Genomic DNA, 22,240 nt, shown 5'->3' with positions numbered 1-22,240 from the left:
CACATCGGCAGAGCTCCGCTGCCGCACGAAAGTTCACGTCGGCCGCCCATTCTCGGGGAGCGGGCTGTAGCCCGCGGACCAGTCGTTGACCCAGCCGCAACCCGCACACGCGTACCGGCCATCGAGACCCGCGATCAGTGTCCCGCACCGAGCGCACCCTACATATGTGATCTCGGGATGCGGCAGAGACACCTCAGGCCGGCCCGGCCATTCCAATTCCGGGGCAATCGCCATAATCGGAAGCTACCCCCGTAAGCAGCGACGTCCGGGGCCAAAAGCGATACCACCACACCCTCTCTACAGGCGCCAGGAAACCATTACTTGCAGGCTTGCCCACAGCTGGCGAAGGCTTGCCCACGGGGCCGCCGACGTCGACGCAGTGGCGGGCAAAGCGTCCTCCATTCGGCCCGTAGTGATTGCCGTAGGGCGAAGTTGGGGGTGGGCTGTCAGAGCGACCAGTGACAGGACGCGGGCGCCAGGGGCGTCACCTGCCGAACGAGCAGGGCCGGCCCTCCGCCGACCTACAAGAGACTTGGAGATCCCCATGCCCTACCGCAAGGGACAGCACGTGGAGTACCGGGACCAGCAGGACGAGCTTCAGCGGGGCGAGATCCGCAGTGCCGAGGGCAGCGGGGCACAGACTCGCTACGCCGTCCAGAACGAGGCGACCATGCGCGAAGACAAGGTCAGCGAGAACCAGATCGAGCGGGAGCTGTAGTAACGCCCCTACCGACGCGGCCGCCGTTGCACCGAACCAAGTGCAACGGCGGTGCTGGATGCCCGGCGACAGCATTGTGAGCCGGAATGCTTGGCCGGAGTGGTGAAGGTGCGCGCCGAGGGGCGGGAGAAGGTGATCTCCATCCTGGCTGGTACCGCCTCGCGCCTGGCCACCGAAGGCGAGCATCAGGGCCGCCTGGCGAGCACTCGGGGAGACAGCCGCCCAGTGAGTTCCCCGCGGCAGCGGGACGAGAGGGATGTGCACGCAGCGATGGCCGAAGGCGGGCGGAACCCGAGCAAGTTTGGGGTGGACCGGTCGGAGGGTTTTGGTGAGCGGTTGCTGGGTGTGCTGCTGGACCGGGCTCACGAGATGCCGCCGCAGTTGATCGCCCCGCTCGTTGCGGAAGAGGTGGCAAGGGTCGGTGGCCGGGACCTCTCGATCCTCTTGCAGGACTACGAACAAATGCTGCTGGTGCCGCTGCCGGGCCGGCGGCTGACGGTCGGTGACGCCGAACCGGTCGAGGACTCCCCCGCTGGCGAGGCGTTCTTGAGCCGCAAAGCGGTGGAGGTGCCGCGGGACGGAAGTGTGCGGATGTATCTGCCGCTGCTGGACGGCAGTGACCAGATCGGGGCGATGGCCGTCACCCTGGACAGCGTCGATGACGACGACCGGCGGTTGCTGCGCAGACTCGCCGGTTTGGTCGCAGACATGATCGTCACCAAGGACGCCTACACCGACCTGTTCTTCCAGGCCCGACGCAGCGCCCCGATGAGCGTGGCCGCGGAGATCCAGTGGTCGTTGCTGCCCCCGCTGTCGATGACTGTTCCGCAGGTTGAGGTGGCAGGAATCCTCGAGCCCGCGTACGACGTGGCCGGCGACAGTTTCGACTACGCCCTCAACGGCGACATCCTTCATGTGGCCATGATCGACGCGATGGGCCACGGGCTGGACGCGGCGACCATGGCGACGGTGGCCATCGGCGCCTATCGCCACACGCGACGGGCCAGCACCGGTCTGTCCCAGGTGTATGCGTTCATGGACAAGGCCATCAATGAGCAGTTCGGCCCCGACCACTTCGTCACCGCACAGATGATGTGTCTGAACATCACCACGGGCCGGCTGCAATGGGTCAACGCCGGCCACCCGGCACCGCTGCTGATCCGTGACCGCGCCGTGGTGGACCGGCTGGAGAGCCCCACCACATTGCCGGTCGGCTTCGGCGGTGAGCAGCCGGAAGTGAGCGAGCGGATCCTGGAACCCGGGGACCGGTTGCTGTGCTTCACCGACGGCCTGATCGAGGAGCACCAAGCCGGCGGGAAACAGTTCGGTGAGGAGCAACTCATCGAGTGGACCAACCGGATCCTCCGTGACCACACCGCGGTGCGGGCGGTGGTGCGCGCGCTCTCCCACGCCCTGAAACAGGAACGAGGCAACATCACCAGCGACGACGCGACCATCTTCCTCATCGAGTGGCGGGGCGGCGACGCCGATCATCTCGCCACCCTCGATTGAGCCGACAAGGAGGAAGGGCCCCTACGTACCGGCAGCGATCCTCCTCGTGCAGATGCGGTTGTTCAGTGGTGTCCTTGCCGACGAGGCCGGACAGCAGCTCGACCGACGTCGTATTTACACTGCGCTGCTCGGTTAGCTAGCCTCCAGCTACCCGACGCTGGGCCCGAGTATCGATACTCCCTCGGGTAGTTTCACCCGAGCGGACGTCAATGGGCTGGCCGGATCGATCAAGCTCTACCTCGGCCGAGACGCGCTGTCCCTGCCCAATGGAAAACTGCGCCCCGTCCAATGGAGCAGCTATAGCCCTGCTTGCCAGCAGTACCACGGAGAGGTCACCGACAAGAGAGCGATCCACCAGGCTTACACCTTGAAGCTCTTTCGCGCGCAGCATGATTCCTCAATCGTCAACACGCAGGATTGGACGGGCGTACGTGCCATCCTCGACGCGGTTATCCACGCTTTCGAATAGCCGCCGTTGAACGGTGTGGCCTCGAACCACGCCCGGGGTGTTGACGAGCTCCGGGCGGTGGCCAGTTCTCGGACTTGGAGCGGCGTCGCCGCGCTGGAGACCGTACAGAGGGCCCGTGCCGCTCTGGCATGGACCCTCTGTACGGCCCGCGTCTCAGGTGCCGGCTCTCTGGGCGCGGGCGGTCAGCGCGTCGCGCAGGATGCTGTCGGGAGTGCGTGCCATACGCAGCAGTTCACGGATTACTTCGGCCTTGTCCCAGCGGATGCCGGTCTGGGTCCTCAGTTCCATGAGCCACTGATCGATCTCCAGGGACTCGCCCGGGTCGAAGCGGACTGTCGTCGGGATGGCTCCCTCTGCTTTCGGGGCGGGCCGGGGAGTGGTAGCCACCGTAAACCGGGCAACTGGTACCCCGGCAGAGGTAAACCGCAACTCTGGGTCATCAACAAGGTTCCCGATCACCGTCAAAGGAAGGTCATTACGCATAACGCCAACCCTGACACACCCCTATGACACCGCCCCCAAAAGCTTCGCATCAGTACTGCGCCGGGCCGCTACCCGGTGGTGCGGTCAGAATCGGGAAACGATGGCGGGAAATGCCGGTCCAGGATCTCCGCCCACCGGTGCAGCATGGCAAAACCGGTGGTGTCGGCCTGCGCCTGAACCAGCTCGGTCAGCGCGCCGACGAACGGCTGGACCGCAGTGTCCGCAGGCAACGCGGCAAAGGCCTGCTGCAACCGCTCGCGCGCGGCATGAAAAACGCCCGTGGCCCACACTTCCTCCTCCAGAACCCGCTTACACCCTTCCTCGCCCATGATCCGCATGATCGTGAACTGCGGGCAATCAGGCATGTGCCAGACCTCGCCGAGCATTCCGCCGGCCCTGGCGGACAAGACGCGGGTATTGTCCGGGCCCGGCAGAGCGAAGCAGTCAGTGCAGTCGACGCGCTCCATATCCGGATGGTCAGACATCACGAAGCTCCCTTTTCGAACGGAGGCACAGCCTGCCACTCCTGATCATCAGACAACCAGGCGTTCCCCCGCAGCCGCACCACAGACCCGACAGCCGGCCCCAGCCCGAAGCAGACCTCTTCCCCAGCTGCGATCTCTCGATTTCGTGTCAGTACGCGACCGGCACCCATACGCCCGGTGACAGTACCGACACCCCCGATCTCTCATCTCATGACAGTGGCAGCACGTACGGCGATCCCGACGTATGGCTCACTGACCAGCACGTCCAGGCAACACACAAGGAACCCGCCACCGTCACACCATTCACTGACACGGAACCGAGAGAGCGCAGGCAGCGTGATCCGCCTCGGACGCGTGCGCTGATCACGGAATGTCTTTGGCGGCTCCTCCGTGAAGTGACGAGCGCGGGCTACTTCGTCCTGCACGGAATCTACTCATCCTCAATCAGGTCCTGGTAGCAGTTCCACAGGTACGCGATCGACGCGCCGATCCCGCCTTGGCGCCGATGCCCCTCAACGCGCTGGTTGCCGAGGTCTCTGTCGTGGGCGAAACTGCCGGTCCTCGGGGGGCTGATCGGCCGGTATCCCCGATGATGGGGACCGCCCGGGGCAACGGCACAAGTAACGCTGGGAGTACGCACATGGCAGTGGAGGCCGGTACGCAGGAGGAGCACGTCGCAGGGCGGGTATGGACGGTGCGCCTGGACCCCTACGGCCGTCCCTCCGCCGGCTCGGTCCGGCTCTCCTGCTCCCGCCCGGCCTGCGCCGACCAGCGCTTTCCCAGCGCCGCTGCGGGACGCAAGGCAGCGGTCGGGCACGTCAACACGCACCTGTCCCACGTCCGCGCGGGCGGCGGGCCGCGTCCCGGGGCGTGGTGCGGCTGCCGCGCCGCCGACTGTGCGTGGCACACCCCCGACCCTGGCACCCTCCCCGGAGGGCGGGCCGGTGCGCGGCCGATGGCGGGAGCGGTGCGGTGCGGGGGTCCAGTGGTCCTGGCGGTGTACGCGGACCGTGCCGGGCGGCTCTGGCGGATCGCGGGGCCGAGGACGAGGCCCGAAACGAGCTGCTGCGCTGCTTCAACGACACCACGTTGCCCCTGGACGTCCGCGTCGCGGCTGCTCTCGTCCGTCTCTATGCCCTTCCCCTGACCCGCATCGTCGAGCTCACCGAGGACCACATCAGCCGCGACCAGGAGCACACCTACCTGGCCGTCAACCAGCACCCCTTCGTGCTCCCGCCGAAGCTCGCCGGTCTCATCGACGATCAGCTCCGACACAGCACGCCCCGTCACAGCATTCCGGCCGGACGTAGGTACCTCTTACCCGGCCAGAGCCCTGGACGCCCGCGTAACCCCCTCGGCCTCGCCGACACACTGAGACACCACGGTCTGTCCGCCCGCGCAGCACGGAACACCGCCATGATGGACGCCCTGGTAGACCTGCCGCCCATGGTCATCGCCGACCTGCTCGGCATCCACCCCAAGACTGCCGAACGCTGGGCCACCCTCGCCGGCGGGAACTGGTCCGAATATTTGGCAGCGAGACGGGACGCCCCGCAGGGCTAGGAGTGTGGGTCAGTAAACAACTCCTGGAAAGCCACGCCTCGTGGTGAAGTGCGGCTGCCGACCGCTGCTCTTGAAAAGGCGTGGCTGCGGGGCAGTCGTGATGCGACAATCCGTCCGCAACTTGATCCACATCCGCGTCCCGGAGGTCCGCATGGACATCGCTTCGCTGCTGCCGTTGACCACGTCCCGGTTGTCGCTGCGTCTGTTCACTCCCGGCGACGCCGACGACCTGTACGCCTACCAGAGCCTGCCGAGCGTGGCGCGCTACTTGTACCGGCCGGCGCACACGCGTGAGCGCAGCGAGCAAGTTGCCGCCGAGCGTGCGGCGCAGACGGCCTGGCGCGCCGACGGGGACAAGCTGGCGCTCGCTGTCTGCCGACGCGATGAGCCCGGCGTCCTTGGAGAGGTGAGCCTCACCCTGGCCGATGTCCGCGCCGCCCAGGCCGAGATCGGCTGGACTCTCGACCCAAGTCACGAGGGACACGGCTACGCGACCGAGGCGGCCGCGGCGCTGGCCGGGTTTGCCTTCGACACGCTGGGCGTGCACCGGCTCTACGCACGGCTGGATGTGGAGAACACCGTCTGTGCGGGTCTGTGAGCGCCTCGGGATGCGCCGGGAGGCGCACCTGGTCGAGAACGACCTCGACGGGGATCGCTGGGGCAGCGAGTACATCTACGCGGCGCTGTCCGCGGATCTTGGCAGTCGATCAGGCGATTGAGTCCGACGCTACCCGGCTGGTTCTTCGGCTCTGGGATCGTGTGCTTGATCTGGCGTCGTCGCAGGTAGCACCCGTTGCGGCAGGAGCCTTACACCTTGTCACCGCTGGCGTGACCAGGTCGGGTGCGGGGCTGCTCGCCCTGTGGGCGAATACTGCAACTCTCGAATACCGACACTCCACCAGTGCCACGCCGACACCATCGACACCACGGTCGTCGGCTACACCGGCCACCGGAAGCGACCCCGCAACCTCGCCCTGGTGCCCGAAGGGGAGAGCACGCCATGGCTGTCGGCCCGCCTCGAGCCGGCCCTCGCCGCACGCGTCGGTGCCGCCCTGGCTGGTGCGGAGGTGGTGGGTGAGCGACGAGCCGGAGGGGAGACGTACACCCGGATCCAGACCGACCTGACGGTGGAGATTCTGGCGGGAACGGGCCGGCACGGAAGGCTCACAGTGGTGTGGATGCGGTGACCCGCCCCAACCCGGGCACCGCCTTGGTCTTGCGGCTACCCGGCGAGTCGACAGGAACGCCAGCGGCCGGCTGATCAGCCCAAGGTTCTCCAGCTGGCCGAGCTGGTAGGCGACCGAGCCAGGGCTGGACAACGCGCTGCTCGATCTCCCGAATCGTGGGGGCGTCTCCGGTGTCCGCAATGACGTCCCGGATCGCCCGCAGGACGGCCTCCCGCCGAGCGGTCAGGCCGTCGGCGCTCATACTCGCTGCCCACGCTCGCGGGCTTGGCGGCGCAGCTCCACCTGAGCAGCCGGAGTACCGCCTGCGGATGTGGTGAAGGAGGGATGCCATCAGATCTACACGGAGAGCTCGTATAGCCGTCGGCGCAGCGCGGTGTTGCGGTGGGACGGGACTGGGCAAGGGCTTCGTAGATGCGGATCCAGTCCTGCTTGGCCTGCACCAGGTCCTGAGGGAAGGTAGTGGGCTCCATACCTCGAATAGATCACATGTTTGATTTCTAGCGCACGCCTGGATTCGAATCCTGCCGGGGGCACAGGCAGAAGGGCCAGCTCAGGAGGGGTTTCCTCCCGAGCTGGCCCTTGGTCTCGTTCGAGGCCGTGCCACACGCGTGAATCGGTGGCCGGGGTGCTGACCGCCGGGCTCAATGTCGGCTTCGTCCATCAGCCGCCATGCTGCGTGGCCGTCTTCGAGTAGTTGTCGTGCCAGGCGGCCTTGGCGCCCGAGTCGCCGATCTGGTAGACGTCCACCACAGCGCCGACCGCGACAGCGAGGGAGAGGATCACGACCGCGCCCCGAAGCAGTACCGGGGGTGACCATGAGGCACCCGACGTGCCGTCCGGGGCGGGCGCCGAGCGGCGGGCCGTCCACCAGACGACGGCCGAGATCGCAAAGAGGCCGAGAGCCCACGGCAGCAGGCCATCGCCGAGTTCGGCGTGCTTGCGCACCAGCGCGTCGCCGTCGACGTGCTCTTCCAGCCACTCTCCCGCGTGTGTGGCCAACGGCACGCTCGCCAACGTCACGAGCGCGAGGACGGGCAGCAGTAGGCCGAGCCGCCGGGCTCCGCCGGGCCAGGCCGCACACACCACGAGTGCCAGGGCACTCAGAGGCACGAGCACGATGACGAAGTGCACGAACAGAACGTGTGCGGGCAGTCCGCTGACAACGGTGAGACTCATGAGGGCTTTCTCCATGGGTGCTTGGCCGGACCGTAAGTGCGTGGACTGGATTTCCAGCCAGCGCGGAAGAACCTCGGCACTTTTTCACGGAGACTTCTCAGTTGCCTCTCAGCCTCGTCGGGCGCAGCTCCTCCCCCGAGCAGCAGGAGCGCCTGTCCAAGTTGGGCGTGCAGCCCACCCAGGCGTCATCTCCCGCCCCGGCGGCCACGCGCGCGACGAAGGGGCCGACGAAGGCGCAGCAGGCGTTCCAGAGGGGTGTGCATGCCCTCGCGCAGTGGGTGGCGCGGGAGGGCACGGACCGGCCGGTATCGCGCGGGCACAGCGAGACGATCGCAGTCAACGGCGAGACGGAGCCGGTGATCGTGAAGCTCGGCGTATGGACATCGAACACCCGCGCGAGGCGGGACAAGCTCACCCAAGAGCAGCTGGACGCGCTGCGGAAGCTGGGCGTCGACTGAGCGTGACACTCCCGCCGGCGGGTCGTTGAAACGGACGGTCAAGCGAAGTGCACAGCACGAGACCTCGGGATGTCATGGCAGATTCCCGGGGTCTCGTGCTGTCAGCGTTCCAGTGCGGGAAGGCCGACCAGGCCGGTGTCGAGCATGATGCGGTCGACGGTCTCGGTCACGGTGCTGTCGGCGCCGATGACGGTTTCGACGCCGCCAGGCAACAGATCGCATTCCCGGTACCAGTCGCGTAGCGCCTCCTCCCCGACGTCGTTCGCGATCGGCTTGGTGGCGTGCCGGGCGAGGGTCTCGATGAACGGGACGTCCAAGTAGTAGCCATGGGTCGGGCCGCGGTGGTCTGCGCGCAGCTGGGCGAGCATCTCGCCGTAGCGGTCAGCGTAGAGGATGCCCTCGACAACGACGTGATACCCAGCGTCCAGGGCGTAGCGGGCGGTCAGGTCGATCAGGCCGATGTTCGCCGCGCCAGGCCGGTCCCGCTCGCGCAGCACGATGCGGCGCAGGTTGTCCTGGCCGACGAGGGCCAGGCCGCGGCCGAACCTCTCGCGGAGGCCGGCCGCGACGGACGACTTGCCCGAGGCGCTGTTGCCGCGCAGCACGACCAGCCGGGTTTCTTCGGTACCTACCATCACGACGGTCACGCTATCGGCGGCCAGTGACACAGCCCGGTGTCGTTGTCCGAGCGACGCGTGCATGATCCGTCCCCCGCGGCGGGCCATCTGCTGGCGCCGCTGGATGCCACCTTCCAGGGCGCGGCGGTGGGCATCTGGTTGAAGAACGCGCGGGCCGCCGCCCGCAAGGCGCAGGAGAACGAGCAGCGGCGTACCGAGGGCCTGCCCGTGGAGTCGTCGGCCGGGGCGCTGTCGGACGAGCGGCGCGAGCAGCTGGAGGACATCGACGCGTCCTGGTGCCCGAGCTGGCCGGTGACGTGGCAGCGGTGCTTCCACCTCGTCCGGCTGCATCTGGACGCGGGCGGGACGCTGCCCACCACGGCGGGCGACGTCGTGCGCCAAGGCGAAGATTTGGGGCGCTGGGTCCAGGCACAGAGGGTCGGGTGGGACAAGCTCACCGGGGTGCAGCAATGGATGCTGGTACACATCCTCGGCATCAAACCCGCCAGCGAGGACGAGAAAGCCAAACCACGCACCAGCCAGGCACAGAAATGGGCACTCCACCTCACCGCCGCCACGCAGTTCTACGAGCGCGAGGGACACCTCCAGGTCCCCCGCAAACACGTAGAAACCGTCACCATCAGCAGCCCAAGCGACAGCGACGGTGAGGGCCAGGAGCAGCGCGACACCCGTCTCGGTGCCTGGGTGAGCAACCAACGCTCACGCGCCGCCAGGCTCACACCCCAACGAGTGGAACAGCTGTCCGCGATCGGGATGCGCTGGACAGAGGACCTGCGACATACACATTGGGCCCGCACATTGCCGTGCGGGCCCATCTATTTTCGCCGAAAGTTTCTGGGATCTGACGTCACATTGGCGAGGTCAAAGGTGCATACAGCGGAGCAGATTCAACAAGCAGACTGCTTCATAGCCCCCGCGCGAACGCACGAAACTACCAGTCGGTGTCCGCCTCTCGTGAGGCCTTTCTACGTAGATCGGCACGCCCTTCCGCGCCGCAGCTCAACGGCCAGCATCGGTGACACAGTGGCCGCCGCCCAGGGTGTGCGTGGGGCCGGGCTCGGATGGTTCAAGGGGCGTACCGTGTCCATGGCTCTCACGGTGGTAACGGAAGAAGGGCTCCTGGGCAGGCCCCGCCGCCTCGCAGCGTCGCCCGTCCAACCGACGGGCGGCGCTGAGGACAGCGGTGGCGTTGGGAACTAGACCGGCGCGGGCACGGACAACGCCGTCGGCGTCGACGTAGATGTCGCCGAGTTCAAACATCTGGTCGCAGCCGAAAGTGCACGCGAGCATCCCGACGGCAGCGGTGCGGCGTTCGTCCTCGCTGGCGTCGGCCCTCCGCTTGATGTGAGCGGCGCGCAGATAGGGCGCCGGATACGTGGTCCCGCACAGTGCGCAGGGGGCGGCTGTGCGCCCGCCGAGGAGCCGTCGGCGCAGCAGCGCCTGCTCGCGGCGCACCGTGCCGTGACGCTGCGCGTCGCTCGCGCCGTCGAAAAGGTCAGCGGGAACTGTCATAACGGCGGCTGGAGGATCGCCCGGAGTTCCCAGAGCGCAGGGCAGGAGGTACTGCGGCGTAATCGGAGGGCCGACCGGTGTGTCGGCTCGCTGCGGTATGGCTCCTCCCATGTGTCTACGGTGGGAAGCCGCCAACTCATGGACCAAGCGAACGAGTTGCGCGGCGTCCTGAGCCGCATCGTCTCCGACGGGAGCCGCGACGAGGTCCGGGAAACCGTCGACTCCGGTGCGCCAGGCCGCCTCGTCCACCTGAAGGTCGTACGTATAGCCCATCAGCCAGTACAGGTCGCCGTGCTTTGCGGTGGGACGGGCGAGCTTGATCTCGGCGTACAGGGCGAGGACCGGCTGTGCGCCCCACACCATGACACCTTCTCCCTGGGCCCGCTTGGCGAACAGGCGCTCCAGCTCGGGCAGTACGTCGGCGAAGTCGACGCCAGTCCGCGGGTGATCGCTGGGCAGGCAGGTGGGACCCGGCTCGCTGCGGAACCGGTGGTGCACGGCGATGAGATCGAAGAGGGAACTCACGGCGACTTCGGAGACGCGGCCGCAGCAGGCTGTCTGGCGCACCGTGGCGACCAGCGGGTGGCCGTAGGCGTAGGGCCTTCCCTTCGGCCTGACGACTCTGCCGCTCAGGGTTCGGTCCGCGACCACACCTGCCCGGTACTCGGCGCGGGCAACGAGTTCCTTGGCCTCGAGCGCGATGTGCTTACGCGCCATGTCACGGACGACAGCACTCCAGGAAGGGGCCGCGCGGTCCTCCGACTCCACTGCAACCAGGCCGTGCAGGTCGTGGAGCGGCCGATGCACATACCCTGCACCTCTCTCCTCGACCAGCCAGGCATCCACCTTCGCGTGATCGCCGGGAGGACGGACAAGACCGTGCGCCCGGCACTGGTCCGGCGTCAGGAGCCCCATCGGACAGTCGGCCACCGCATAGCGAGGCAACGTGACCAGTCCGTCAAGGCGGACGTCGGTGAATCCCATGACAGAACCCTACGGGGCATGTCGGTAGTGTCCTGGTGGCAGGCCCCGGTGCCGACGCATCTCGGCCTCCACCCGCTGTGCTTCGTCGAGGAGACCGAGCAGTTCAGCGGTGAGTGTCCCGATGTGGTCCGCGGTTTGCCCGAGTGCGCCGCAGACGGTGTCGCTGTCGCCGGCATAACGACCGGGCGCCGGATACGTATTGTCGATCCCGGATGTCCTGCAGTCTCACGGAGCGGCAGAATCCCGACACGTCGTGGTACACGTCGTCCGCGGCGGCGGTCCCCCGCCAGGCGTGAGAATCGCGACCAGCACCGGCCTGGACACCCTCAGCCCAGCCGTGTCCTCACCCCACGCGCCCGGCTCCCCCACCCCACACCCTTCCCCGGCGGAAACCGACACCGACCACCGTGCCGCCGCGCAGCCATCGACGGCACGAGGCGAGGCAGCGCCTTATCGTCTGCGCTTGCGGCAGGGATCGGTGCTCTGTGTCCAGTGGCGCTCACGGCAAGCTGGACGAAGGTCATGGCCACGTACACGCCGCACCATCCGCAGTTCGTCGTCGGCGAGTTCATGGTGGAAGCCTGGGAAGACATCTCCTCGGCAGCCGCGGCTTTCTGCAACCTTCGGGTGGTCAGGGTAGAGGGAGCTCTCCTCCAGGGGTGTGTGTAGGGAGTCCTGCACACGGCACAGTGGGCGAGGTAGAGCGCGGAAGCGGGGCTGTGCACGGGTGCAGGCGTGACGGTGCACTCGCGTTGTTCAATGACGGTGATGAGGCGCGGCCAAGGGGTGGGGCAGAGGCAGGTGTCCTGGCTATTGGTCAAGGGCCTCCTTGGTCAGTGATCTAGCGGTGCGCCGGTTGGGTTCTCGGTGGACCTCCCGGGCCACCTCGGTGATCTCGTCGTTCCCGTAGGCGGTGCGGATGCCGGAGATCGTCATGCCGCTGGCCTCAGCCAGGGATTCCAGGCGGTACGGGCGAGCGCCGTGGAACTCCCGTCCGTAGGCGAGGAGTCGGCGGATCTCGGCATCCGCCGAGGCCTTGCGAGCCCGGGCATCCTGCAGGGCCAGGAGCAGCGGGTCGGTATCCAGGCCGTCGCTCGCGGCTTCCAGGTTCTCCGCTTCCTCGGCGCGGAGGCGTTCGGCCTGTTCACAGGCGTCGAAGTAGAGATCGGGCGGGGTAACCGAGCCCGGCCCAGGGAGCGGGAAGCGGATCGCTGCGATGTCACCGATCAGATTCATATTGCGATCGTCGCAATAAATATTCGCCGCAAGATGTCAGGCGAACTCCGTGCGGTGCATGGCCGGTTCGCGGTCCTCGGCCATCATCGCGGCGTGCGCGGCAGTGCCGGCTTCCACGTCCGGGTGGTGCCGGCGTCCGGACACTCGATGACGGCGCGGGCGCGGTTGTTCATCACGAACGGGAGGTTCATGCGCTGCCGGCCCGGAGCGGCGTGGCCGTTGGCGGGACGGTGAACTGCACGGCCCCTCCGGAGCACGCCTCGATATGCCACCGGGCATGTCAGTGCAGGAGGGCGTTCAACGGCCCCTGCATGATCGGTACCGCTCCTGGCGTCCTGGAAGCGGCGTCGCGCCCTGCGAGCGTCAGGTGGTGGTGGGCCAGGTCCGCAGCAGCGTGGCGATCCTCGCGGCGGTGCAGGCGGAATCGAGGAGGAGGTCTTTGAGAGCGATGGCGTCGTCGCGGGTGGGCTTCACGGGGATACCGGCGGCTTCGAGATACATGACGCCCGTGGCGGCGGCCACTGCCATGTTGGAGCGCTCGAGCCAACGGCACCGGCCGAGGTTGTCCACGAGTGCTGCGGCTTTGGCGTAGGGGCCGTCGTAGACGGGCTGCTCGAAGAGTTCGGCCCGGTGACGGGCGACAGCGGCGACGGGGACGCCGTAGTCGTCGGGGGCGGGATCATCCGCGCCGGCCACCTCGGCGACCTGCAGGATCCAGGGAACGTCGATGTGCAGTTCCATCACGCGGCGCGCACTCCCGCAGGCGCCTGCTGGGCATCCTCGGCCTCGTCGAAGACCGCCTGGTGCTCGGACAGGAAACGCGCGGCAGCGTCCACCGAACGGGCGCGCAGGCCGCTCGCGTCGTCCCGCACAAGGCGGGCGAGGTAGTCCCCGATGCTCAGTCCGAGGTCGGCGGCGCGCTTCCTCGCAAGCTCCGCCACGTCCTGTTCCACGCGTGCACCCAGCTGCGTCTTAGTCATATTCCACATGGTAACATCTGTTACCAGTCTGTCCAGGCAACCACAAGAGCGGCGGTCTCGTCCGTCCAATCCCCGCCGAAGATCGCCACAACCAGGCACTCTCGCCCGGTGGGCAGCCGAGGGGACCCCAGGCGAGCTCGATGCCCTGTGCGGCTGCGCGCAGAGTCGCAGGTTCACGTGCCCTCGGGCATCGCCGGTCAGGCTGCCGCAACCGGCCGCACGGTGAATCCGGCCGCTCGTGCCCACACAACAGGCAAGCACCACGTCGGTTGGGACCAGCCCCTGCACCAGAGGCCAGGCGGCCCCGCGGAACCCTGGGAAGTAACCGCGGGGCAACAGAGCACCCTCCTGTCACAGGCACCCGCATCCGACCGTACGGCCAACACCGGACCAGCGCCCGAACAGACACAGCAGATGATCTACCACACCAACTCAACCCAGGGACCCCGGGCCGTAGGGCTGTGCCCCGCAGCCATACTCAGAACGGCGGCTCGCCTGGAGAGACATCGGTGTCCCCAGCAGAAACGGCCGTCGTAGGCCGCGTGCGGCTCGCGGTGGTCCAGGGGTCATCCGGTCCCGTCTCACGCAAAGGGATACTGCGCGTCGTACGCGTGATCGCGACCGTGGCAAAGGTCATCGAGGCGCCGACATCGTCGACATCCATCACCATGCGCGAGCGTTTCTCCCCCTCGGGGGTCTCCCACCGGTCGGTGGCCGACGCCACGGGCTTGCCCAGTCATCGGATGGCGATGGGGAAACTCGACGTCCCGGCCGTCCACCACCCGCCCGGCCGGGAACACAGTGCCGCGACATCCCCGCCCTCGTCGCTTCCTGCGCCTTCACCGCAATCGCACCGAAAAACCAATCGAGCTGAACCCACACACCGTACGCATCCGTTTACAAAGAGTCTTTTCTGTGCGTGCTGAGGGGTGACATGGCGATCGACGGGCAACACGGAAGCGCTACGCCAAGCCAGTTCTGGCGCCGATGGCTCGAGTCGCTGTGGCGCCACCGGGCAGCGGCCTTCCTGGTATGTCTACTGCCCTTACCTGCAACGGCCGCCATCCTCGGGTGGCCACCGTTCAGCCGGTGACGCCCCACGGCGCCGCATTCTGGGAAAGACTCTCTTCCTCCCGGAGGAGGAAGAGATATCGCGGCGCGTCCACATCGGCCCACCCGCGCTGACCAGCAACCACGAAGCATCACGCGCCCAGGAGAAGCCACCGGCTGCACAACCCGACCGGCGAAACCAGCGCGAAGACCGGGGCAGGGAACGGCCCTACGGGCATCCAGTCGTCTTTCCGGGACGGAAGGACCGCTTCATGTTTTTTTGCCTGCTCAGACGATGAGCGGATTCGGTTCGCTGGTGCAGCCGGAGCCGAACACGATCAGTCCGGAGACAGGGGGAAGGTCGGTTCCAGGGATGGCACTGGTGCCGAGCACACTGACGGAGTCGGTGCAGTACTGCTGGTACCGGGCGTACTCGCTGGTGCGCAGGATGACGGGCCCGCGTCCGGGATATGCGGTCGTGCCGGAGTCGGCGTCGGTCCGGATGGGGCGGTCGCAGGCTCCACCGAGAACGGTGGGGACTTCGAGCAGGCCGAGGGCTTTCGCAGCCTGGTTGACCAAGTCGAGGTTGGTACCGGCGGGCAGCGTCTTGAGGTCGACGACCTGCTGGCAGGCAAGGGCGGGCGTGAAGGCAGGCGCAGCGCCGGCAGCCGGTTCGAGAGTAAGGCTCGCGGCGAGAGCGAGCGGGGCGGCAATGAATAAGGTCTTCTTCATGCGTGTGTGCGTCCTTTCCGGTGAATATGTACGCGATGCGATGCAATTATTTCTTTCCGTGCTTGCAGGGGATGGTTTTCAGCACTCTTTCATGGGATCTTTTCACTCCCTCCTCGATGATGCGCCGATCCGGGAGAAGTGATCGTGCTTCTTTTACCGTGGGTCAGCGACCAACGACGACGGCCCGCCGCTGTCAAGGCGGCGGGCCGTCGTCTGTCCATTATTTAACCGTGTCCGCGTCCTGTTTTCGATCCCTGGCGGGGCCCTCGACTGGAGAGATCTCGCGGATCGCCTGCCGCGGCAGGCAGGTCGCCTTATACCCTGAAGTAGTCGTTCCAAGCGTCAACGAGCGCTTGCCTGACGGCTTGATCAGCGTGTTGGGCGGCCTGATTGAACGTGCCGGTCGCACCGTAGTAGTAATAGGCGCCATCGTTCGTCGCCATATGGTCGTCGCTGGGATTGTCGACGTGGCGACTGAAATGGAGATTCGAAAATGCCGTGACGGCGGTACAGATGTAGTACACCCAGTTTCCCGTCACATTCTCCATGGCATTCGTGATACGCCAGTTCTGCATGGGCATGGCGGCCCCCTCCTCTTTCGACCCGATCCTCGGATCAGACCTCGGACAGAGTGATGTCACCCGTGCTACTGACTGTCATCTGGTAGTCCTGCGGGCTGCGCTGGACAGCGGCGAAGACGAACTCTCCCTTGCCGTCATCCCACTCTCCCTTCACCTTCCAGTCGTCATCCCAGATGATGCACCGCCCCCGTCCGGTCTGAACGCTCAGCGGCCTGTCCTTGTGCTGCGAGATCCACGCATACGCGTCACTGTGCGACCTCGGGCTCACAGACTCGCTGTCCCCGGAATGCTCTTCATTAACAAAAGAGACGTAAGAGTTCGACTGATTGTCGCAGCCTTTGATTCCAGTGGTCATACTGGTTTCCTTCCCTGAGGCGGGCTTCTCCGGGGCGAGGCGGGCTTCTCTGTGGCGCGCAAGACCAAAGTCTCTGCGCGCCCTCACCTTCCGACTGACCCCGCCAAAATACCGACCCACCGGAACCCTTGCAGACGAACGACAAGCATTGGCTGGAACATTCGCCGTGGCTGAATGAACGCTCTTGCACCGACTGCGCGGACATCACTCCTGCGCGACCTGTATGCCTATATGACTGGTGCGATCACGGCGTCGGATCCGTCCTGGATGGGCTGGCTCATTGGACAGACCCTTACCCGGCGCCACGGAACTTGTGTCATAGCCCGACAGAAGTACTTGCAGACAGATGCCGTCCAGGGCTTGATTTCAGCCGGCCTGGCGGGTTTACCGGGTACGGAATTTCGGATTGCAGAAGAGGTCTCCGACGTAGTCAGGTGTGCCGATGGTCCTCTGCAGCGGAATGGTGTAACGCTCGGCCAGGAAGTGGTAGTCAAAGTTCCCCCGCACGAGGGCAATGACGTTGTCGGCCGCCGCCCAATGCGTCCTCACGGGCATCTCCCGTGATGCCGGCGGCGTCCAACTGGCCTCCGAGAGCAGCCCGCGCCGAGGTCAACTGCCGGAGCCTGCCAGGAAGCCGCAGACACGGTCCTCGCCCGGTACGCCGACGACATCGGTTGCGACGTGGAAACCATCCTCGCCACACGCCGCTACGCCCTCACCGGCGACCGCCGCGCACTGGAAGACACCTGGATCTGACACCCGCGCCCCAGTTACGTGCGGCGCAGGCGGGCCAGGATCCCGTTGGTCTCGGCGGCCTCCGCAGCCGAGACCGCCCGCTCCGCCGTAGGAGGCTGCACCCAGCCCTGGCCGCTGAATCCGCCGCCCTTCGCCATACACCGCAAGGGACGTACCTAACTTTTCGACCGTTGAGAATGTCGTCTTCCGGATGCGCGCCCCAGCTGTCCGGCGGATCTCCTCAGCGTCGAATCCCGTTGCCTGCCCCGTTGATGGACGCTTATCGTCGGCCGCCCCGTCTCGCTCCCGACCGAAGGCCGCCAATGCCCGTCCGTCCCGCCATCGCCCGCGACACCGACTTCCTCTGGCGCGTCCTGCTGGAGGCGTATAACTGGAACGGCGAGCAGCGGTTCACTGTCGAGCAGCTCGCTGTCGACCCGTACGCCGCGCGCTACCTCGTCGGCTGGCCCCGCAGGGGCGACTTCGGGGTCGTCAACGAGACTGACGCCGGCGAGCCGGTCGGCGCGGCCTGGGCGCGGTGCCTACCCGAGGACGAGCCCGGTTGCGGCTTCGTCGCGCCGGACGTTCCCGAACTGACGCGTGGCGTGCTGCCCGGACAGCGCGGCCGCGGGCACGGCCAGGCGCTCATGGAGGCGCTGATCCGGGCAGCCGGCGAGCGGCCTGCTTCGGTTGATCGCCTCAGCCTCCAGCGTCGAGGACGGGCAACCCCGCCGTACGCCTCTACACATCCCTCGGTTTTACCCGGGTCGGGCGCAATGGCGGTTCCGACACGATGCTCTTGGACCTCCAGGCCCGTACCCCGGACCTCCAGGCCCGTACCCCCTAGAAAGGGACTACCCGGCGGATCACGGTCTGAGCCATAAGCGGATGGGTGCAGATCCAATGAGGGTTCTGGCGATCAAGCCGCTGGTATGAGCGTGTCGCGGTATCGGGCCTGGTGGTTGCGCGTGAACTCCTGTGTCTCGTGCCAGGCCCAGTAGGTGTCGAAGTCGCCGTTGCTGCGCAGGGCCCGGAGTTTCAGGACGGCTTCGGCGCCGGAAAGGCCCCAGCGGGCTCCGGTGATGTCGAGGCGGTCTTTGACCAGGTGGCGGCACGCCCCCTCGACGATCCCGGTGGCGATCGGGAAGCCTTCGGTCAGCGCGGTGTCGTAGCGCAGGTAGGCGGCCTTGTTCTTCAGGTAGCCGACGGCGTCGTCGATGCCCTTGCGTGAGCCGGGCCTGAGCCCGACGGCGTCGGCGGCGGCGCTGATCGAGGCCGCGGCCTGCTCGGAGCCTCCGGCCAGGATGGTACGGGCCTGTCCGGCGACCCAGGCCTCGGCCGCGCGGTCGCCGGCCGGGTGCAGGCAGTGCGCGGCGCCCCACAGGTATTCGAGCACGTGGATGATGTCGATGACGATGTGCACGGTGACGTTCCGGCGTGCTGCCTCGGCCCGGATGACGTCGAGCTGGTGCCGGGCGCCGTCGACCAGCACGACCCAGGTCCGGCGGTGTCCGGGGTCGCGGGCTTCGGCCTGGTCGAACACGGCGGCGATGACCTGCTCGGCGGTGTCGTTCACCGAGCCGCACAGCCACTTGGACCTGGCTCTCGGGCCCGGGCGACGCTCCTTCACGGGGTCGGCGGGGTCGGCGATGATGTCGTCGACGCCGCGGACGGCGGGCTCGGCGTCGTAGACGGTGCCCAGGGTGGCCATCCGTTTGCGGCCGTGTTTCTCCCCGGGCGCGAGCCTGGTCGCCATCTTGTTGCCGCTCTTGGTCGCAGCGGCCTTCGCGGTGGCCTCGCGCAGCGCCTCGGGCCTTATCACCACGCCCTTACCGTCGGTGGACAGGACCAGCAGCGTGGCGTCGGTGCACGGTTCGGGCACCAGGGCCTGGTAGAAAGCGTCGATGTCGGCCGCGGCGGCCACGGCGAGTTCCTGGACCTGCCGGTGGCCGATCCCGGCGCCGGTCAGCGCGTTGACGCGGTCGACCGCCTCGGCGAAGGAACCGCGGGCGGACTCGGTCGCGGCGAGCCTGGCCAGCCCGTGGCTGTGCATCGCGGCCGGCATATTCAGCGCGGCGTCGGCCAGGTGCAGATCCGCCGAGCCCGTGGCCCGGTAGGCGATCCGGGTCGCGGTGACCTTCCCGAACACCGTGGCCAGGATCCGGCGTCGGCCCCGCTCGATCCGGGTGCGCTCAACACCGGTCTCATCGACCACCGGATCGGCCCGCTGCTCGCGCACCGCGCGCAGATCCAGATGGTCCTGGAACAGCTGCCGGGTCACCTCGCGCATCCGCGCCGCGAGCAGGTCCTCCAGCCCTGAATGCGTCAACGCGGCGGCGTCCGGCGCGGCCAGTTCCGTGGCGACCTGCTCGAACAGGCCGCGGGAGGCGGCGAACGCGGTCTCGGTCACCGCCAGAGAGCCGGTCTCCAGGGCGGCGCTCACCAGCCCAGCTCCCGTCCGTCCACCCTGAACAGCCCCGGCGCGGTCTCAGCCAGGATCCCCCGCTCCACCAGGCGCTTCAGCTTCGAGCGCATGCCCTCCACGTGACGGGCCTCGGTCTGAAGCCCCAGCTCCACGCACACGTCCTTGCACCGCCACGCCGACCCCGACGTCGCGAACAGCGCGGTGATCCGCTGGTAGTCCGGTGACATCACCGTCACATCGCCCGCGGCCTCGGCGGCCAGCAGTGCCGCGGCAACATCGACCGGCCCGGACGCCGCCGACCCAGCCGCATCACGCATGGCCACCGGACCACCGGCCAGCACCTGCTTCACCGTCTCCCGCGTGATCTGCAGCCGGGACAGTTCGGCTTCCGCCTGGGACACCGCTTCGGAAAACTCTGCGATCTGCTTGCGCAACTCCGAGACCCTGGCCCGGCATTCACTCTCTCTGGCATCCAACGCGGCCATCAACGACGGCACCACACCACCCCGCCTCACCCGGTGCCCGCACCCACGGCCGGCTCACCTCGCCGACGGTAAAGACCGCCCCACACCCGCACATCCCGAACCCCTGCGAATCACCCCAACGAGGCACCCTCACAAGATCTGCACCCTAAGCGGATGGCTGCCGGGCGCCCTCTGCGTATCCGCAGCAGCCGCTTGGATCCTCCACCGCTGACTCAACAACCGACACAGCGGCCCCGCCGCTTCCTGTCGAAAGGTAGAGCAGGGCCGCACTGCGCCACTGTCAGCTACTCGTCCTTCAGCATCAGCACGGACACCTGCTGGAGGATGGTCGCCAGAGCCAAGCGGTCCTGGGGGAGGAGGTCGCGCTTCATGTCTGCGGCTACGTGCTCCACACCGCGGCTGAGATGGAAGTAGCGCTGAATGAGCAAGCTTCGCTGGTGATCGTCCAGCTGCGCGAAGGCTACGTCCATAACGCCAGCACTGTCGTTCCACGGTCCTGGTAGGGCTGCCCATACCCGCCATGGCAAGCTCCCCCTGCCGGCGACGAACAGCTTCGGCAGCGGCACCTCCAGAAGCGGCAGGTCATGCTCCGCGGCGGCCTCGGTGAGGGCGGGCGGCACCCGTGGGTGGGTAAGCCCGGTCCCGAAACCGAGGGCCGCGACGCCGGCCCTGACCAGCCGCCGGACGTACGGGCCGCTGTTGATGACCGACCCGGACCGCCGCAGGCCGGTGGTCACCAGCAGCTCGCCGCCGCTCGGCCAGGAGGTGGGGTCCGCGAGCGCGATGCTGTGCGCCCCACTCCACCTGCCGGTCGAGGTTGTCATGGCCGGTCAGCACAGTGAGACAGAGGTCCTGGCGATCGACGAGCCAACGGAGGTGGAAACGAACGGAGTTCATTGTTCCGACTTTTGCGAATACGGCGGTGGCACCGATGGGGGGCGCGGGAGTACGATCCCGGCCAAGCGCGCGGGAAACGGAACACCGCGAGAGCCACGCAACGTATGACTTGATCGGTCCGCCGCCGCATGCCCGAGAAGCAAAACCCGCCGGGCCGCTCGCGCACATACCGCCAGGTCGGGGCGGGCTGTTCAATTCGGTACCTCTGTTTCGGGTGAAACTGTCTGCCGCTGCGCACGACGCAAGGAGGCCGATACTAGTGGTGCGCACCAGAACCAGCGAAGCAGTGAGCGGTGGCCGGAAAAGCCCGGAAACGGACTATCGGAGCCCGAGCCCCGACCGTCCGACGGGGAAAATCGACCACCCGAGACCCGCGGCCGACCACCGGCGACCGGCGATGACGAGCCGTGCCCGCGCCATGATCGAGCCGACCCTCCGTGCCGCGGTCGACCGCTTGCCCGAACCGGTCCGCCGCATAGCCAGCTACCACTTCGCCTGGACGGACGAGCACGGCACGCCGCAGTCTCGCGCTGGCGGCAAGGCCGTGCGCCCGGCGCTGTCGCTGCTCTGGGCGGAGGCCGTCGGCGGCAGCGCAGAGCTCGCAGTGCCGGCCGCCGCGGCCGTCGAGTTGGTCCACAACTTCTCACTCGTCCACGACGACATCATGGACGGCGACACCCTGCGCCGACACCGCCTCGGCGCCTGGGCCGCCTTCGGCGTCCCCCGCGCGCTCCTCACTGGCGACGCCATGCTCGTCCTGGCATTCGACCTCCTCACCCAGACCTCGCCCGCCGTCGTCCTGACCGCCATGCGGCACTTCTCCGACACGCTCCTTAAGCTCGTCGACGGCCAGAGCGCGGACATCACCCTCGCGGACCGCCCGGACGCCGCCGTCACCCTCGACGAGACCCTGGTCATGGCCGCCGGCAAGACCGGCTCCCTCATCGCCTGCGCCTGCGCCCTCGGCGCGCTCACTGGCGGAGCGCCGCCCGAACACGTCCAGCGGGCCCACGACTTCGGCTACCAACTCGGCCTCGCCTTCCAGCTCACCGACGACCTGCTGGGCATCTGGGGCGACCCCGCCGTCACCGGCAAACCAGCCCTCGCCGACCTCCAAGCACGCAAAAAATCGCTCCCCGTCGTGGCCGCCCTGACCACCGGAACCCCACAGGCCGACCACTTGGCCGAGCTCTATCTGAGCCCCGAGCCGCTCACCTCCGCCGACCTCGAAACCGCCGCTGAGCTGATCGAGCAGGCCGGCGGCCGCAAGTGGTGCGAAGCCGAGGCGGACCGCCGGCTCGCCACGGCCCTCGAATCCCTGGCCGCGATCGACCCGGCCGCAGGGCCGCGCGACGAACTCCACGCAATCGCACTGCTGATGAGCCACCGGAACCACTGATCGGCAGGTGGACGAACGCACACGGCCGAGGCGGGCCGCCTGCCCGAACCCGCCCGTGCGACCACCTCGAGGCCGGCAACCGCGCTCTCTCGCAAAAGTCGGATACGAGACGGAAAGGACACCGTGGACAGCATGCCTACCGACGTGGAGTTTCACATCCCGTTCGCCCCACCACGACCC

At 67.5% G+C, this 22,240-nt stretch carries 24 protein-coding genes and 5 pseudogenes; 10 read left to right on the top strand and 19 right to left on the bottom strand.

What is annotated here, in order from left to right; genetic code table 11:
* Positions 1-544 precede the first annotated feature (544 nt).
* Both OG395_RS57315 and OG395_RS57310 read left to right on the top strand, forming a co-directional pair.
* Positions 545-718: a hypothetical protein gene (locus tag OG395_RS57315; RefSeq protein WP_267009726.1), complete on the top strand. Its 174-nt coding sequence runs from the start codon at positions 545-547 to the stop codon at positions 716-718.
* Positions 719-988: 270 nt separating this feature from the next.
* On the top strand, positions 989-2,230 hold the full coding sequence (locus OG395_RS57310) for a PP2C family protein-serine/threonine phosphatase (protein WP_327250171.1): 1,242 nt from the start codon (positions 989-991) through the stop codon (positions 2,228-2,230).
* A gap of 622 nt (positions 2,231-2,852) precedes the next feature.
* Here OG395_RS57310 and OG395_RS57305 read toward each other — a convergent pair.
* From OG395_RS57305 to OG395_RS57295, 3 genes and pseudogenes are all read right to left on the bottom strand, one after another.
* Complete coding sequence (locus OG395_RS57305) at positions 2,853-3,086, bottom strand: hypothetical protein (protein ID WP_327250183.1); 234 nt, start codon at positions 3,084-3,086, stop codon at positions 2,853-2,855.
* Positions 3,069-3,182: pseudogene (locus OG395_RS57300) on the bottom strand (single-stranded DNA-binding protein); the annotation flags it as partial. The pseudogene OG395_RS57300 and the gene OG395_RS57305, both read right to left, overlap by 18 nt.
* A 68-nt stretch (positions 3,183-3,250) precedes the next feature.
* Positions 3,251-3,667, bottom strand: coding sequence for a hypothetical protein (locus tag OG395_RS57295; protein WP_327250067.1), 417 nt, complete (start codon positions 3,665-3,667; stop codon positions 3,251-3,253).
* A gap of 972 nt (positions 3,668-4,639) precedes the next feature.
* Here OG395_RS57295 and OG395_RS57290 point away from each other — a divergent pair.
* Positions 4,640-5,230 (top strand): hypothetical protein, encoded by a 591-nt coding sequence (locus tag OG395_RS57290; RefSeq protein ID WP_327250066.1) that lies wholly within the window; start codon positions 4,640-4,642, stop codon positions 5,228-5,230.
* A gap of 151 nt (positions 5,231-5,381) precedes the next feature.
* Positions 5,382-5,949, top strand: a pseudogene (locus tag OG395_RS57285) (GNAT family N-acetyltransferase).
* Positions 5,950-5,965: 16 nt separating this feature from the next.
* Here the strand turns inward: OG395_RS57285 and OG395_RS57280 are convergent.
* Positions 5,966-6,097, bottom strand: a pseudogene (locus tag OG395_RS57280) (IS5/IS1182 family transposase); the annotation flags it as partial.
* Between OG395_RS57280 and OG395_RS57275 the strand changes: the two are divergent.
* Positions 6,091-6,417 (top strand): hypothetical protein, encoded by a 327-nt coding sequence (locus tag OG395_RS57275; protein ID WP_327250065.1) that lies wholly within the window; start codon positions 6,091-6,093, stop codon positions 6,415-6,417. The pseudogene OG395_RS57280 and the gene OG395_RS57275 overlap by 7 nt on opposite strands.
* On the opposite strand, the gene OG395_RS57270 is transcribed toward OG395_RS57275, so the two are convergent.
* Together OG395_RS57270 and OG395_RS57265 are read right to left on the bottom strand one after the other, a co-directional pair.
* On the bottom strand, positions 6,395-6,658 hold the full coding sequence (locus tag OG395_RS57270; RefSeq protein WP_327250064.1) for a hypothetical protein: 264 nt from the start codon (positions 6,656-6,658) through the stop codon (positions 6,395-6,397). The genes OG395_RS57275 and OG395_RS57270 overlap by 23 nt on opposite strands.
* A 419-nt stretch (positions 6,659-7,077) precedes the next feature.
* On the bottom strand, positions 7,078-7,593 hold the full coding sequence (locus OG395_RS57265; RefSeq protein WP_327250063.1) for a DUF2231 domain-containing protein: 516 nt from the start codon (positions 7,591-7,593) through the stop codon (positions 7,078-7,080).
* A 134-nt stretch (positions 7,594-7,727) separates the two neighbouring features.
* On the opposite strand from OG395_RS57265, the pseudogene OG395_RS57260 reads away from it, so the two are divergent.
* A pseudogene (locus tag OG395_RS57260) lies at positions 7,728-8,051 on the top strand (Helicase associated domain protein); the annotation flags it as partial.
* Positions 8,052-8,152: 101 nt separating this feature from the next.
* On the opposite strand, the gene OG395_RS57255 reads toward OG395_RS57260, so the two are convergent.
* Positions 8,153-8,686, bottom strand: coding sequence for an AAA family ATPase (locus OG395_RS57255; RefSeq protein WP_327250170.1), 534 nt, complete (start codon positions 8,684-8,686; stop codon positions 8,153-8,155).
* Positions 8,687-8,725: 39 nt separating this feature from the next.
* Here OG395_RS57255 and OG395_RS57250 point away from each other — a divergent pair.
* Positions 8,726-9,385, top strand: a pseudogene (locus OG395_RS57250) (helicase associated domain-containing protein); the annotation flags it as partial.
* Positions 9,386-9,688: 303 nt separating this feature from the next.
* On the opposite strand, the gene OG395_RS57245 reads toward OG395_RS57250, so the two are convergent.
* A complete protein-coding gene (locus OG395_RS57245) occupies positions 9,689-11,185 on the bottom strand; it encodes a hypothetical protein (protein ID WP_327250062.1) in 1,497 nt (498 codons plus the stop codon).
* A 492-nt stretch (positions 11,186-11,677) separates the two neighbouring features.
* Here OG395_RS57245 and OG395_RS57240 point away from each other — a divergent pair, with 492 nt between their 5' ends.
* Positions 11,678-11,854, top strand: coding sequence for a hypothetical protein (locus tag OG395_RS57240; RefSeq protein ID WP_327250061.1), 177 nt, complete (start codon positions 11,678-11,680; stop codon positions 11,852-11,854).
* Positions 11,855-11,995: 141 nt separating this feature from the next.
* Here OG395_RS57240 and OG395_RS57235 read toward each other — a convergent pair whose 3' ends face one another.
* The 8 genes from OG395_RS57235 to OG395_RS57200 all read right to left on the bottom strand — a co-directional run bounded on the left by OG395_RS57235 (position 11,996) and on the right by OG395_RS57200 (position 17,012).
* Entirely contained in the window at positions 11,996-12,421 is a 426-nt protein-coding gene (locus tag OG395_RS57235) for a hypothetical protein (RefSeq protein ID WP_327250060.1), read from the bottom strand.
* A 363-nt stretch (positions 12,422-12,784) separates the two neighbouring features.
* Positions 12,785-13,162: a fic family toxin-antitoxin system, toxin component gene (locus OG395_RS57230; RefSeq protein WP_313941824.1), complete on the bottom strand. Its 378-nt coding sequence runs from the start codon at positions 13,160-13,162 to the stop codon at positions 12,785-12,787.
* Entirely contained in the window at positions 13,162-13,401 is a 240-nt protein-coding gene (locus OG395_RS57225; RefSeq protein ID WP_327250059.1) for a hypothetical protein, read from the bottom strand. Before OG395_RS57225 ends, OG395_RS57230 begins: the two co-directional genes overlap by 1 nt.
* Before the next feature lie 1,338 nt (positions 13,402-14,739).
* Positions 14,740-15,183 (bottom strand): hypothetical protein, encoded by a 444-nt coding sequence (locus tag OG395_RS57220; RefSeq protein ID WP_327250058.1) that lies wholly within the window; start codon positions 15,181-15,183, stop codon positions 14,740-14,742.
* Positions 15,184-15,497: 314 nt separating this feature from the next.
* On the bottom strand, positions 15,498-15,764 hold the full coding sequence (locus OG395_RS57215) for a hypothetical protein (protein WP_327250057.1): 267 nt from the start codon (positions 15,762-15,764) through the stop codon (positions 15,498-15,500).
* A 34-nt stretch (positions 15,765-15,798) separates the two neighbouring features.
* Positions 15,799-16,119 (bottom strand): hypothetical protein, encoded by a 321-nt coding sequence (locus OG395_RS57210; protein ID WP_327250056.1) that lies wholly within the window; start codon positions 16,117-16,119, stop codon positions 15,799-15,801.
* Between the two features lie 384 nt (positions 16,120-16,503).
* A complete protein-coding gene (locus tag OG395_RS57205; protein ID WP_327250055.1) occupies positions 16,504-16,668 on the bottom strand; it encodes a hypothetical protein in 165 nt (54 codons plus the stop codon).
* 221 nt (positions 16,669-16,889) lie between these two features.
* On the bottom strand, positions 16,890-17,012 hold the full coding sequence (locus OG395_RS57200) for a hypothetical protein (RefSeq protein ID WP_327250054.1): 123 nt from the start codon (positions 17,010-17,012) through the stop codon (positions 16,890-16,892).
* A gap of 39 nt (positions 17,013-17,051) precedes the next feature.
* Here OG395_RS57200 and OG395_RS57195 point away from each other — a divergent pair, with 39 nt between their 5' ends.
* Positions 17,052-17,738: a GNAT family N-acetyltransferase gene (locus OG395_RS57195; protein ID WP_327250053.1), complete on the top strand. Its 687-nt coding sequence runs from the start codon at positions 17,052-17,054 to the stop codon at positions 17,736-17,738.
* A gap of 35 nt (positions 17,739-17,773) precedes the next feature.
* Here the strand turns inward: OG395_RS57195 and OG395_RS57190 are convergent, their stop codons facing one another.
* The 3 genes from OG395_RS57190 to OG395_RS57180 all read right to left on the bottom strand — a co-directional run bounded on the left by OG395_RS57190 (position 17,774) and on the right by OG395_RS57180 (position 20,588).
* Entirely contained in the window at positions 17,774-19,270 is a 1,497-nt protein-coding gene (locus tag OG395_RS57190; protein ID WP_442818841.1) for an ISKra4 family transposase, read from the bottom strand.
* 23 nt (positions 19,271-19,293) lie between these two features.
* Positions 19,294-19,713, bottom strand: a complete 420-nt coding sequence (locus OG395_RS57185) for a hypothetical protein (RefSeq protein ID WP_327249937.1) — start codon at positions 19,711-19,713, stop codon at positions 19,294-19,296.
* 335 nt (positions 19,714-20,048) lie between these two features.
* The gene (locus OG395_RS57180; RefSeq protein ID WP_327250052.1) at positions 20,049-20,588 is read right to left on the bottom strand and encodes a PucR family transcriptional regulator ligand-binding domain-containing protein; all 540 of its coding nucleotides are present in this window, start codon (positions 20,586-20,588) and stop codon (positions 20,049-20,051) included.
* Positions 20,589-21,058: 470 nt separating this feature from the next.
* Here OG395_RS57180 and OG395_RS57175 point away from each other — a divergent pair, with 470 nt between their 5' ends.
* Entirely contained in the window at positions 21,059-22,060 is a 1,002-nt protein-coding gene (locus OG395_RS57175; RefSeq protein WP_327250051.1) for a polyprenyl synthetase family protein, read from the top strand.
* Positions 22,061-22,240 lie beyond the last annotated feature (180 nt).

The sequence above is a fragment of the Streptomyces sp. NBC_01320 genome (assembly GCF_035974375.1).
Taxonomy (GTDB): domain Bacteria; phylum Actinomycetota; class Actinomycetes; order Streptomycetales; family Streptomycetaceae; genus Streptomyces; species Streptomyces yanii.
Note: the sequence above shows the minus strand (reverse complement) of the source record. Positions and strands in the feature narration are given on the sequence as shown.